This window comes from Rhodoferax aquaticus (assembly GCF_006974105.1).
Classification (GTDB): domain Bacteria; phylum Pseudomonadota; class Gammaproteobacteria; order Burkholderiales; family Burkholderiaceae_C; genus Allorhodoferax; species Allorhodoferax aquaticus_A.
Map to the genome: position 1 here is coordinate 1,142,442 of NZ_CP036282.1, position 12,656 is coordinate 1,155,097.

A 12,656-nucleotide genomic window follows, 5' to 3' on the forward strand; every position below is an offset into this window, starting at 1 on the left:
GCGGCTATGCGCTGCAGTCGGTGGATTTAGGGTTTGAGGTTCTGCGCCCAGCGCTGGTAAATGGTGCTGGCAATGGCTTGGCTATTTGCAAGCTTGGCATCTAGGTGTTCAAGGGCTTGGGCCGGAGTTTGTACCGCAGGGGACATGCTGGCTGCAATCTCCGCCGCGCCTGTGCGCAGCCAGTCGCGCACTTTGGGCGCATCCACCTCGCAATGGAACTGCATGCCGATATGCAGGCCGTCCACCACATAGGCTTGGTTGGCGCAATAGCGGCCTGTGGCGATGCGTGTTGCCCTAGCCGGGATGCTGAACGACTCGCCATGCCACTGGAACAATTCCAAGGGTTCGTGGGTGCCTAGCCACTCGGTGGCGAGATGGGATTCCGCGCGCAATGTGCTCCAGCCAATCTCTGCATGTTCAGCGGCTTGCACGGTGCCACCCAAGGCGCGGCTCAAGAGTTGACCGCCTAGGCAATGTCCGATGACCGGCTTATGTTGTGCGATGGATGCCTGGATAAGGCCAAACATCGCGGGGTAGTAGGGCATGTCGTCATTGGCACTCATAGGGCCACCCAAAATACCCAAACCCGAAAAGCCATCCAAGGTGCTTGGCAAAGCCTCACCTAGGTCCATGCGAAACATGTGGTGGGCGAATCCATTTGCCCCTAGCCAAGTCGCAAAAAAGCACGGTCCGTCGTTGGACGCATTTTGAACAATGGCGATGGGAAGCATGGGGAGTGTGACCTGTCTTGGTGATGGAACGCAACAAGAGGGTGATGCCAGCGTGGTGCGATGCACCTCAGTGGCGGAAGCTGTGACCGCAGAAAGTGCAATCGCAGAATCTCGCAATTACTCTCAGTTTATCGCAAGTGCTTATCGGCATTGGAGAAAATGTCCGCCACTCGCTCCAAGTTTGCCTCATCTCATCTAGCCTGCTACAGTTCTATTTCAATTTTGAATGTGGATTGAAATGTTGATAGAACTGAGAGCCTTTGATGGACGATGCAGCCAAAAACAATAAATCAAAAACCCCGAAAAGCCGCGCCCGTAATAGGTTTACGGCGGTTGCAGTGCGTAATCTCAACGAGGTGGGTTACCACCACGATGGCGGAGGGCTCTATTTGCAAGTCAGCCCCACCAAAACAAAATCTTGGGTGCTGCGATACACCTTGGATAAATCTGTCCGATACATGGGCTTAGGTTCTGCCGCCGACTGGACTTTGGCCGAGGCCCGAGAACGTGCCCACAAGTACCGTCAATTGCTAACTGATGGAATAGACCCTCAGACCTTCCGCGAACAAGAACGCTTGCATAGGACTGCCCAAGAAACAGAAGCATCGCGACTGCGGCGCACGTTTGCCGAATGTGCAAAGGAGTACCACGATGCCAATGCAGACGATTGGAAAAACACCAAGCACAAAGACCAGTGGATTAACACCCTGACCACTTACGCTTTTCCAGTCTTCGGAAAAGTCCCCATGAGCCAATTGACCCGCGACCAGATTCGCCAAGCCTTGCTACCCATTTGGAAATCCAAAGCGGAAACTGCTTCACGTGTGTTGCAGCGCATCCGCACCACCATTAATTACGGTGCGGCAATGGGCTATTGCAATGGTCTTGACAGTGAACAATGGGTTCAATTGAAAGAGACCCTACCCAAGAACAGCAAGCAGTTGGCCGGAGAAAATCACCCATCGTGTCCCCACGGTCAAGTTGGTGCGGTACTTCACAAAGTCATGCACGGCACTTCCTCAGATGCCGTGAAGCTGGCGTTTGCATTCATTGTTTTGACCGCTGCACGCTCGGGTGAAGTGCGCTTCGCAGTGTGGGAAGAAATTGACTTGGAAGAGCGAATGTGGACGATTCCAAAAGAGCGGATGAAAGCAGACCGTGTGCACACGGTTCCGTTGTCAGAAGCTGCCATGTCTGTGCTTGTGCGTGCCAAGGAGTTGCGCTCTGAGTTGTTCACAGCGAAAGGAAAGCCCACTGGCCTGATTTTCCCCAACATTAATGGTGGAGCACTCAGTGATATGACATTCACCCAGATACTTCGGCGCATGAAGGTTGATCACACCATGCACGGGTTTAGAGCTAGTTTCCGCACATGGGGTGCAGCCCTCACGACCTATGAACATGAAATGTTGGAGTTTGCTATTGCGCACGTTGTAGGTGACAAAACGGTGCAGTCCTACCAGCGATCAGATATGGTGGAGAAGCGGCATCAATTGATGCAGGACTGGGCTGACTACATCAAGTCAAAAGAGGGGGTAACGCTGGTCCAGAATCCCGAGTGATGATTTCGTCAGACAATTGCTAACGGCAACAAAAAGAAGCAACCGCCTAGACTCGGTTGAGAAATTAAAGGGATCGTCGCTGATGGCCAAGTACGACATCGTTATTGATACAAATATCTACCATAAAGATCAAGCAAGATCAAAGTTGCCCTTTTTGGCGCTGTCTCGTCTCTGTAAGGCGGGGGTTGTTCAACTCCACATTCCATATATTGTTGAACGAGAGTTTCAGACGCATTTGGTTGCTGGCGCGAAGGACAAACTGGAGGCGACTCAAAAAGGCCTTGAGTACTTGGTGCAATACGAAATTAATGTCGAACGGCTGAACTCAATGAAGGTGTTGCTTGAGAATTTGCTCAACCAAGAGAATGCAATCATTGGCAACGTAGAAGCTTCATTCATAAGTTGGTTGGATTCAGTTGGCGCAGTGCGCCATTCTGTAAGCGAATCAAGTGCGAGAGCCGCACTTGAGGCATATTTTCTAGGCACATCACCGCTGACTTCGCCGAAGGTAAGAGCCGACATCCCCGATGCCTTCATTTTTCAAACCATTGTTGAACTATCCAAGGTATCAGCGCAACTTTTTGTAATTTCGGCCGACGGAAAGGTTGCCCAAGCATCTGAGGCGCTGAAGGGCGTTTCCGTACTTAAGAGCTTGGGCAGCTTCATTGAGTCAGACCCAATTCAAGCTGAGGTACTGCATCTGGACGTCGTCGAGAACCTTCCGCTCATTTGCGCAGAGTTGGGAAAATACGAAGCCGAAAGCAACGAAATTTTTTATGTCCTACAGAAAGAAGCTAACGAAAAAATAGTTGGTCGAACTGTCCATTCGCATTCGATTCCAGACGACAACCATGAGGCAACAATTCAAGGATATTACGATCCCGAAAACATTGAATTGGACCTCAATAACCTGTCGTATTTTGGTGGCGGTGAGTTCGGATTGCCATATAGCTACACATCAACCGTTACATTGATCTATTACATCTACAAGGCTGACTATTACGCGCTACGTGATGATGATTCTCCAAGTGTGACTGATCACAACGATCACTACTTTCAGGCGGAAGAGGAGCGTGAGGTCACAGTCAGAGGCATGTTGAAAATCATGATTCCAGCCGCCGTGCTGGCGGATGTTTCGACTGAGGACGCTCTTGATGGCAATGTGGAAATCAGCATTGACTCTGTCGATAGCGTCGAATTGAGTGAAGACTAGGCTCGAACTTCAATTATTTACGAGTCGAGTAAAGACAAACTTCACACCTCCTGGACCCTTGAGTTCAAGGTCCCCCTCAATATTGGCAATCCAGCGAAAATGCCGTATTTGAGATGGTTCTCCGTCCAAAAGAGGGACATCTACAGGAAGCGATCTTGAAAACACCATATTCCCATTTTCTGCACTTTCACTTCTGGACATAACTGTCGTCATATTGCCTTCAATAATCCAGTCATTGCCCTTGCGTACCACTGTGTACTTCAGTCCAGTCTTGATTACACCAAGCTTGCATGAAGTGCGGTTCAAATCGCACGTTCGGGCGACACTGACGTAGGGCCCAGCCAAATGGGTTTGGTTTGGGTCACTTTTCAAGTCAAGAGACCCAACTGAACCAGTTTTTAACTTGTCATTCAAGTCATCCTTTGCATCCTCATACTTGAGTTGAACAACAAGAGATGATTTGGAATCGCCTGACGATTGAACTGTTTGCTTGTCGTTTACCGATGCGCATCCACCCAAAATGACGAGCACTAGCAGCGGTAGTGTTGTTTGGCAAATTGACTTCAATTGTTACCCCCTTGAAAGGGATCATGATACTTCGCTAGCAAAGTGAAAGGGCGCGCATCAGCATAGACCGCAGTGTGCCCCGTAGGATTCCTATTGCGGCGGCAAGATGAAGCGAACTTGATTGGGCTTACCTGCTGGCATCAACTCGAAATGGTGGGGAAATTTCTTAAAGAGCTTCGTGGAGGTCGCGCTCTTGGCAAGCAATTTTTCGTCATGCAAGACCTTAGCAACATCACCCAACGGTTGCCATTGCCCAGCCTTCAAATTTGGTACCGCCGCTAGGATTCTTGGAACTGTGACGGCATCGCTTGCCGCGCCCGTGGTCTTCTTGGCAGGGACCTTCTTTGCCACCGCTTTCTTAGCTGCTGCTGGTTTGGGGCTTGCAGTCTTAACGACAGGCGATTTTGTTGCTGCCTTTTTTGTGACGGCACGTACTGGTGCGGTCGCCATTGGCTTGGGTTCTACGGCTTTGGGCCGGTCAACTTGATCACCACCCACATAGATCACTTGATCGTAGGCTGGCACAGCATCCTGCGCCATCTTGCTCCGTTCGGTAACGCAAACGACCTTGATACCCCGCTCCCGAAGTCGCACAACCAGCGGCACAAAGTCCAGATCACCCGAACCGACAACAACCAGCTTTGGTCTTGGAGCCATGCAGGCTAACTCCATCGCATCCACTGCCAAAGAAATATCAGTGGTGTTCTTGGGGAGGGGTAGATTGACGAATGGACGAACAGCCCATATACGCAGCGTGTCTGCTAGCCCTTTCAAATTCTCAGCACTACCATAGGCGCGTCGAATTGAAATTGAGCCCTCTGTTCGCTCAAGCGTCTGGAATGCCTCATCTATCCATGCCGGTGATGAGAAATTGTCGGCGTCAATCAAAAATGCAATCACTGTCGGTCTCCCCTGTTTACTGACATTAGAACAGCGATATTAATTTTCATACCCTGTCATAATGGAATCGGCTTTGGGCAGAAGCCATCCACCCGTCAAAGAAAAGCTGTTGACAGCACTGCCGACATCCACTTCCCACCTCTTCATTTCATGTTCAGGTCCGAGAAGCGGCAGACGGGTGACGTTTTGCGTGGGCCGGGAGAACTGTTATGTCGAGTGAGAACATTCGTCCGTCAACTTTGGACGGCATTAAGCGCCTAGCCAAGTCAATCAAAACCGAACGTGCAATTCAGCACGCAGTGGCCCTTGATGAAAGTGCTCGATTGGCTGGGTTTGAGAATTTCCGTCATGCGCGCAACAAGCTGCAATTTGACCAGCCCAAAACACACAAGTTACGCAGCGTCCATCGCGTCTTTCTTACTGTGTACTGGCGCGACAAAAAGACTGACATCCGAGGACGCGAAACGCTTGAGCTTCACCTCTCCACGTTGTGGAGTGATTTGATCCAGCCAGTCCATTTTCAAAACCACCGGGCGATGGCGAACTTTCGCCGCGAAGGGCCGGATCATCTAGCCAAACCAGAACTTGCTGACTCGCAGTCACGTGCAAGGTATTACGCCTGTGCGGCGGCACGCGCTCTACAGTTTATGGATGCGACCAAGCTTCGGCCATCAAAAAGCCACAGCCGAGCCTACCCAGGTGGGCGCTCCAGCAATGCCGTGCCTGCTCACGATCATGAAAGTATTTGGTACGACCCGGAAACGAAGCGGTATCTGTACGTTGACGAGCCCTATGAGGCGGCAGTCGAACGGGCGACGAAAGAGCGGGAGGCTTGGGCAATACGCCATGGTTTCACAATCATGAAGCCAACGTGGCCCGGAATGTACTTTCCAGATGGTGGTTCCCGCCTTTTCCTTATTGCGGATTCACAGAAGGGAATTCCACTGGCACCTGTGGTCGCTGCACTTGAGCGGCTGCCCGCTCCGATAGTAGAGGCAACTTGGGATGGTGAGTCTGCATCCTCCTTACCGTACTTCATCAGTCCGGGCACTATTGAGCATGCAAAAGCAATCAAATTGCCACCGCAGAAGCCCAGCAAACCGACAACGGGCAAGCGCAATACCGTTGGCTATGTTCAGACTTTTGTTGGTGCACAGCGGCGACCCAACGGGACCATGCCAGTGGAGACGCACGCCAAGGTAGGTGAACTCTTGAAGTCTGTGCTGGTTGCCAGCTATCACCGCAAGGGTGTCTACAACCGAGTCGACGGAATTCGCAGCGAACTTGATGAATGGACTATGCGGGAATACAACCGCGCAGAGCTACCCAGTGAAGTGTTCTTTGACCTCTACTATCACGAGTCTGGCAACACCTATGAACGCTCACTTTCTGAAAATGAGCGACTGAAACATACCCACAGCTTGGAAGAAGTGAAGCGCATTCTGGCGGCGCATTACCCGGACAGTAAACCGCTGCGCACCGTCTTGAATAAAGTCGATGGAGCAATCAAGTCTATGCAGAATTGGGGTGCCTAGATGCGTGGTGACAGGCTCCCCCTGAATTGATGGAACCTGTCACCATTTCTGCGACTGTCTCGAAAAACATAAATGGAACACATATACCACCGTCCTGCAATTGTTCAACCGAACTCGCCGCTTAGAAGAATACCCGCATCATTTAACGTCAGGCAGCGTGCCTACTTTGATGGAATCGTCTATTCCATTGAAATCGCTGACATGGCATACCGGCGACTGAGGGAAACGCTTTGGAGCATATCGAAGAGGATTGATGAGGAAGATGACATTCAAGAGTATGTCCATGCTGTCGCTGATGCTTGGCTGGCTATCGACTCTCTCAACCGTTTGAGAGCACTTTGTATGTCAGCACCATTGATTGCTGAAGCGGAATACTGCCGAGGCTTTGTCCAGAACTTGCATCCGGTCAAAGGTATGCGAAACAACGTGCAACACCTAGACGGTCGAATCGACATCATGGTCAGAAAGAAGCAGCCTGTATGGGGATCGCTTAGCTGGGCCGTAGTTACTGACAATCCCCCTACAAAAGCCAGACTTCACACATTGGTTGCTGGGTCATTTAGGCCTGGCGAACATGAGATGGTCGATATCGGTGGGCGCAGTTTTTTGATGCCCGTGGACGCAATAACTTTAACCGCAGGTGGCGAGTCGTTGGAACTCAGCGAGTTGATGGTTGCCACTGCGGATTTCACTGCGCTGGCCGAGGCTGATTTGAGTCAGCTAATTCAGCCAGGTGAGCCGTACACCAGAGACTTGCATCTCATGACCGAGGTTACGTTCAACGATAGCCAAGTGCCATCTGGAAAACTAAAGATTACGTTTTCCTGATTCATGTTTGCTGCCGCTTCGCATCACAAAGTTCGCAGCACCAAAATTCACAGTAGGCTAGGCGTCTTGTTCGAGAGTGGTCTGACATAAGTCGCAAGGTGCACATCATTGACATGACGAGTCACCGCCCTTATCTGCCAGTTTGCAAGGCCAGCCATTGAACCTTCGGTACAAAAACCAGCCCTAAGCGAGTGCCCACTGAAATCATCAGCGTTTGCCCCTATGCGTGCAGCCGCTCGTTTGACAATCAACGCCACGCTTTGCGGTGACAGCGCACCCGGTAGTACACGGTCGCTGCGTGACACTGCCCGGAACACTGGACCCTCAACTATCTGCGCCAAAGCAAGCCACTCTTGAACTGCGGCAACTGCACACCGTGAGCCGTTCGCCTTCGGTACAAAAATCGTCTGTCCATGACCTTCGCCATCAGTCTTACTGCGACGGACCAGCACATCCATTCCCCCATCCAAAAACGTCAAGTCAGCTACCTCAAGCGCACACGCTTCGCTGCGTCTCAACGCACCACAAAAAGAAAGCATGAGGACTGCTTTGTCGCGGGCAAAAGCTATTTTTTTCTGGCTCTGCTCTCCGACGATCATCATTTCAATCAAAGTGCTTTTAACAACGGGTGTTACACGTCGGGGACGAACTCCATGTGTACGCCGGATACCTGCCAAAGCTTGCTGCACGGGTAAAGATTTGACGGGAGATGGCAGGTTTTTACGCATCGCGGCCTTGTGCAGCGAAACCATGCGCCGTTCCAGCGTGCCGACTTTGTGGTTCCCAGCATATTTCGCCAGATATTCAAGAACAGCGGCGGGAGGGCTTTCTGCAAAAATTTCATTTATAGCCAGGTGGCGCATGTCACTGTCAAAGTTCCGGCGTGTGGACTCAGCGGTTGCGGCTTGAATGTAGCCCTCGGCAATGGCAGCAAAATCACCGCAAACCGCCTTTGGCGGCTTCTTTGGAGCTTGTCTGTTGGTGTGTGGCTTGCTGGTCTTGGCATCGCTCAAAGCGGCTGCATTTTGGTCAGGGAATTTGGACATTTTTTGCCTTTTCAGATGGGTGAAACGACGTGCAAAACCATGCTCCGAAGCTATTGCTTTGGAAACGGAATCACTACGGTCGATGGGTTCAAGAACAATTTAATTTCCCCGCGTTTTCAGGCGTTCAGACGTGCGAATTCAGCACGAGCCAAGGGCATGGCAAGAAGAAAATTAAGCGGGGAAACTAAGGAGAAAAAACCAAACTGACACAGCGTGCGTCAGTCAATACTCCTCACCATTGCAGTGAAAAGTTATGTTGTATTTTCTCAGGCTATTGACAGCCAGGCAAGCGGTGGATTTTTCTCAAGTTAGCCCAGTTGCCGGACACCTTTGCAAGTCGGAAACTTTGAGCAACCCCAGAATTCACCACCAGCATTTCCACCTTTGCGCGCAGTTCGTTTGACCATGCTTGACCCACACTGCGGGCAAATTGGCTCAATGACAGCTTTGGACTGTGCCATTGTGGGTTTGCTAGCTGGCTGTTGAGCGGTAGCTGTTAGCGACAGTTTCGCCTGCTTGATCATGGAAAAAAGCTTGGGGCCGTCCACCAATTGAACATTGCGACCTTCTGCAAACGCTTTCGCATCGTCAGTAAATCGCCCGGAAGTGACAACAAATCCGCCAGTAGCGCCTTTTGCAGCCATCACACCGTACAGTTCCCGCACCACATCCACACCGACTTTGTAGGCTTTCCACTGCTTGCACTGGACAAGAAATTTCTCGCTGCCCTTGGTCAAAGCCAAGTCAATGCCTCCATCGGCTCCACCACCTCCGGTTTCGGTGACGCGGTAACCCTGCAATCTGTACGCTTCGCCGACAAGCATTTCAAACTCACGCCATGACATGCCGTCAAGAGCACTGGCGCTTTGCGCCTGAGCGACATCTGTGACCAAAGTAGTCCGCTGTTTGCGTCGAACCAATGACATAGCGGCACCAACCAAGCCGACAAGCGGAACCAGATACTGCCCAATCGAAGCGAAGCTTGTGAATACCGTTTGCGTAATGAGGTTACCGACTTGTCCTGGCTGGACAGCCGTCACGTGAACCGGAGCGGCCATGCGGTGCAGAACCACATAGCCAATTGCGGCAATTGCAACACCAGCCCACCATGGCATCAATGACACCAAATCGAGCATGTCCTCTAAGGGACTTGTTTTACGCTTTCTAGCCATCGAAATCTCCCTGCGCTTATTCTCTTTAATGTCATTTGTGCTTGAGTCAGTCCAATAAATGCCGGCCCGAGTCGCAATCTCAGGAAAGATTATCTGCTGACAAAGCTTGGGCAAATTGCGATCAATTTCAGCAAGCACTCTTTTCTGACTTCCAACGCCCAGACTTTGCTGTCAATCCACCGGGGACACATCTTCGGCCACGTCGCAGGCGGCACATTTTCACACGTCATAATCATCTGAAACGGGGTCAAGCTTCATTGATTCCAAGGGAAATTCATGCTCGAAGACATCAAAAAAACACTCTGGGCAACGGCTGACAAGCTGCGTGCCAACATGGACGCGGCCGAATACAAGCATTTGGTGCTGGGCCTCATCTTCGTCAAGTACATCTCGGACACGTTCGCCGCCCGCCGTGCTGAGCTAACCACGCGCCTCACCAACCCGGCAGACGACTACTTCTTTGCCAACGCAACTCCGGCCGATCTGGAGCAGGAGCTGGAAGACCGCGACTATTACAAAGAGGTCAACGCTTTTTGGGTACCGGAACCCGCTCGGTGGGAAAGCCTGCGAGCCGCCGCCAAACAGCCGGACATTGGCAAGCGCATCGACGAAGCCCTGACGCTGATCGAGACGGAAAACGCCAAGCTCAAAGGCATTTTGGACAAACGCTATGCCCGCGCACAGTTACCCGATGGCAAATTGGGCGAGTTGGTGGACTTGGTTTCCACCATTGGTTTTGGCGACAACCCCAGCACGGCTCGTGACATTTTGGGTCAGGTATACGAGTATTTTCTTGGAATGTTTGCCAGCGCAGAGGGCAAGCGCGGCGGGCAGTTCTACACCCCGGCCAGTATCGTCAAAACACTGGTGGCGGTACTCAGCCCGCACAGCGGACAGGTTTATGACCCCTGCTGCGGCTCAGGTGGCATGTTCGTTCAGTCAGAAAAGTTCATTGAAGCCCATGGCGGCAAGCTAGGCGATGTATCCATCTATGGTCAAGAAGCTAACCCCACCACGTGGCGGCTGGCGGCCATGAACCTAGCCATTCGCGGCATTGACTTCAACTTGGGCCGCGAACCGGGCGACACCTTCACCCGCAACCAGCATGCCGACCTGCGGGCCGACTTCATTCTGGCCAACCCGCCTTTCAATATCAGCGACTGGTGGCATGGTAGCCTGACCGGCGACCCGCGCTGGGTGTATGGCGACCCGCCGCAGGGCAATGCAAATTACGCTTGGTTGCAGCACATGTTGCACCATCTCAAGCCAACTGGCCGTGCTGGAATAGTGCTCGCCAACGGCTCCATGAGTTCCAGCCAGAACAGTGAAGGCACCATCCGCGCCGCCATGGTGGACGCCGACGTGGTGGAAGTGATGGTGGCGCTACCCGGCCAACTGTTCTTCAACACCCAGATTCCGGCCTGCCTGTGGTTTCTGGTCAAGCAGAAGACCAAGCGCAAGGGCGAAGTGCTGTTTGTGGATGCCCGCAAGCTGGCGACCATGATTAGCCGCGTGCAAAGCGAGTTCACAGATGAGGTAATCGAGCGAATTGCCACGACCGTGGCTGCGTGGCGCGGTGAACCTGATGCAGGCGAGTATCAAGACATTGCTGGTTTTTGTCGCAGCGTCCCGTTGGCAGAGATTGCGCAGCATGGTCACGTGCTCACTCCGGGCCGCTACGTTGGCGCGGAGGAAGTGGAAGATAACGATGAAGACTTTACTGTCAAGATGCAGCAACTCACCGAAAAGCTGGGTGAGCAGATGTCTAGGGGTGCTGAACTTGACCAGTTAATCCGACAAAAGCTCGGAGGGTTGGGGTATGAGTTCTGAGTGGAACACCTCGACTATCGGGGCAGTTTGTGTAAAGGTCTTTTCTGGTGGGACGCCAAAGTCAACCAATACTGAATATTACGGTGGGTCGATACCGTGGCTCCGAACGAAGGAAGTTAACTACGGTAAGGTATATGAGACAGAGCAGCACATCACGCAATTAGGCTTGGAGAATTCATCAGCGAAGCTTGTGCCGGTGAACGCTGTAATTGTTGCTATGTACGGCAATGGAGATACCGCTGGACGTGTTGCGGTTAACAAAATCCCATTAACGACCAATCAAGCCTGCTGCAATCTTGTAGTAGATCCTGAAAAGGCAGATTTCAGGTTCGTCTACTACTATCTTATGGACCGCTATCAGGAACTCGTAGACCTGAAGAACGGTGGTGCTCAGCAAAATCTAAATGGGCAATTGATCAAAGCATTTCCGTTTGTTGCGCCGGAATTGAAAGAACAAGAAGTCATTGCCACCATCCTTGAAGCCCTAGACGACCGGATTAACCTCCTACGCGAAACAAAAGCGACACTGGAAACCATCGCTCAGGCGCTGTTCAAGTCGTGGTTTGTCAATTTTGACCCCGTACGCGCCAAGTTGGAAGGTCGGGCCCCTGAAGGCATGGACGAGGCAACTGCTGCGCTTTTCCCAGACCGCTTTGACGAGTCGGAGTTTGGATTGGTGCCGAAAGGGTGGAGGGTGCAGTCACTAGACACTATTGCCACATTCCTAAACGGACTGGCACTCCAAAAATTTCCGCCCACCGGGATTGACGACCTACCAGTTATCAAGATTGCGCAGCTACGCAAAGGCGATACCGTCGGTGCAGATCAAGCATCACGAGACATCAAGCCCGAATACATCGTCAAAGATGGCGACGTTTTGTTTTCCTGGTCGGGAAGCCTTGAAGTGGAAATATGGTGCGGCGGTGAAGGCGCATTGAATCAGCACTTATTCAAAGTCACATCTGAGGATTTCCCCAAGTGGTTCTACTACTTCTGGACACGTCATCATCTCGAAGACTTCCGACAAATCGCTGCCAGCAAGGCGACCACGATGGGGCATATTCAGCGAGGGCATTTGACCGCTGCAAGAGTTTGCATTCCGAATGAGGGAATGCTGAGGGTAGCAACTTCCATACTCGGACCTATGGTTGAAATGCTTATTGAAAGCAGTTTGCTTGCCCAAACCCTTAAGACTACCCGTGACACCTTGCTACCGCGCCTGATCTCCGGCCAGTTGCGCATCAATCACCTTACCGAATAGCCAACGCTTGG

At 51.8% G+C, this 12,656-nt stretch carries 11 protein-coding genes; 6 read left to right on the forward strand and 5 right to left on the reverse strand.

Going from position 1 to position 12,656, the window contains the following annotated elements:
- Nucleotides 1–26: 26 nt before the first annotated feature.
- The gene (locus EXZ61_RS05410; protein WP_142809761.1) at nt 27–731 is read right to left on the reverse strand and encodes a type 1 glutamine amidotransferase; all 705 of its coding nucleotides are present in this window, start codon (nt 729–731) and stop codon (nt 27–29) included.
- A 263-nt stretch (nt 732–994) separates the two neighbouring features.
- Here EXZ61_RS05410 and EXZ61_RS05415 point away from each other — a divergent pair, with 263 nt between their 5' ends.
- Together EXZ61_RS05415 and EXZ61_RS05420 are read left to right on the forward strand one after the other, a co-directional pair.
- On the forward strand, nt 995–2,293 hold the full coding sequence (locus EXZ61_RS05415) for a tyrosine-type recombinase/integrase (protein WP_142809763.1): 1,299 nt from the start codon (nt 995–997) through the stop codon (nt 2,291–2,293).
- Between the two features lie 82 nt (nt 2,294–2,375).
- Nucleotides 2,376–3,506, forward strand: a complete 1,131-nt coding sequence (locus EXZ61_RS05420; RefSeq protein WP_142809765.1) for a PIN domain-containing protein — start codon at nt 2,376–2,378, stop codon at nt 3,504–3,506.
- Between the two features lie 9 nt (nt 3,507–3,515).
- On the opposite strand, the gene EXZ61_RS05425 is transcribed toward EXZ61_RS05420, so the two are convergent.
- Together EXZ61_RS05425 and EXZ61_RS05430 are read right to left on the reverse strand one after the other, a co-directional pair.
- Nucleotides 3,516–4,073 (reverse strand): hypothetical protein, encoded by a 558-nt coding sequence (locus tag EXZ61_RS05425; protein ID WP_142809767.1) that lies wholly within the window; start codon nt 4,071–4,073, stop codon nt 3,516–3,518.
- 90 nt (nt 4,074–4,163) lie between these two features.
- Nucleotides 4,164–4,961 carry an NYN domain-containing protein gene (locus EXZ61_RS05430; RefSeq protein WP_168224707.1) on the reverse strand — a complete coding sequence of 266 codons (798 nt, stop codon included), beginning with the start codon at nt 4,959–4,961 and terminating at the stop codon, nt 4,164–4,166.
- Between the two features lie 221 nt (nt 4,962–5,182).
- Between EXZ61_RS05430 and EXZ61_RS05435 the strand changes: the two genes are divergently transcribed.
- Complete coding sequence (locus tag EXZ61_RS05435) at nt 5,183–6,508, forward strand: DUF5623 domain-containing protein (RefSeq protein ID WP_142809771.1); 1,326 nt, start codon at nt 5,183–5,185, stop codon at nt 6,506–6,508.
- 72 nt (nt 6,509–6,580) lie between these two features.
- Entirely contained in the window at nt 6,581–7,336 is a 756-nt protein-coding gene (locus EXZ61_RS05440) for a hypothetical protein (protein ID WP_142809773.1), read from the forward strand.
- Nucleotides 7,337–7,383: 47 nt separating this feature from the next.
- Here the strand turns inward: EXZ61_RS05440 and EXZ61_RS05445 are convergent, their stop codons facing one another.
- Nucleotides 7,384–8,382, reverse strand: coding sequence for a site-specific integrase (locus tag EXZ61_RS05445; protein WP_237219096.1), 999 nt, complete (start codon nt 8,380–8,382; stop codon nt 7,384–7,386).
- 308 nt (nt 8,383–8,690) lie between these two features.
- Nucleotides 8,691–9,554: a restriction endonuclease gene (locus EXZ61_RS05450; protein WP_142814117.1), complete on the reverse strand. Its 864-nt coding sequence runs from the start codon at nt 9,552–9,554 to the stop codon at nt 8,691–8,693.
- A gap of 276 nt (nt 9,555–9,830) precedes the next feature.
- On the opposite strand from EXZ61_RS05450, the gene EXZ61_RS05455 reads away from it, so the two are divergent.
- Nucleotides 9,831–11,384, forward strand: coding sequence for a class I SAM-dependent DNA methyltransferase (locus EXZ61_RS05455; protein WP_142809775.1), 1,554 nt, complete (start codon nt 9,831–9,833; stop codon nt 11,382–11,384).
- On the forward strand, nt 11,374–12,645 hold the full coding sequence (locus tag EXZ61_RS05460) for a restriction endonuclease subunit S (RefSeq protein WP_142809776.1): 1,272 nt from the start codon (nt 11,374–11,376) through the stop codon (nt 12,643–12,645). Before EXZ61_RS05455 ends, EXZ61_RS05460 begins: the two co-directional genes overlap by 11 nt.
- The last annotated feature ends 11 nt before the right edge of the window (nt 12,646–12,656 follow it).

Excerpts from the sequence above, each read along its gene's own strand:
- EXZ61_RS05410 (WP_142809761.1), bottom strand. The coding sequence starts at position 731 with ATGCTTCCCATCGCCATTGTTCAAAATGCGTCCAACGACGGACCGTGC.
- EXZ61_RS05415 (WP_142809763.1), top strand. The coding sequence starts at position 995 with ATGGACGATGCAGCCAAAAACAATAAATCAAAAACCCCGAAAAGCCGC.
- EXZ61_RS05420 (WP_142809765.1), top strand. The coding sequence starts at position 2,376 with ATGGCCAAGTACGACATCGTTATTGATACAAATATCTACCATAAAGAT.
- EXZ61_RS05435 (WP_142809771.1), top strand. The coding sequence starts at position 5,183 with ATGTCGAGTGAGAACATTCGTCCGTCAACTTTGGACGGCATTAAGCGC.
- EXZ61_RS05440 (WP_142809773.1), top strand. The coding sequence starts at position 6,581 with ATGGAACACATATACCACCGTCCTGCAATTGTTCAACCGAACTCGCCG.
- EXZ61_RS05445 (WP_237219096.1), bottom strand. The coding sequence starts at position 8,382 with ATGTCCAAATTCCCTGACCAAAATGCAGCCGCTTTGAGCGATGCCAAG.
- EXZ61_RS05450 (WP_142814117.1), bottom strand. The coding sequence starts at position 9,554 with ATGGCTAGAAAGCGTAAAACAAGTCCCTTAGAGGACATGCTCGATTTG.
- EXZ61_RS05455 (WP_142809775.1), top strand. The coding sequence starts at position 9,831 with ATGCTCGAAGACATCAAAAAAACACTCTGGGCAACGGCTGACAAGCTG.
- EXZ61_RS05460 (WP_142809776.1), top strand. The coding sequence starts at position 11,374 with ATGAGTTCTGAGTGGAACACCTCGACTATCGGGGCAGTTTGTGTAAAG.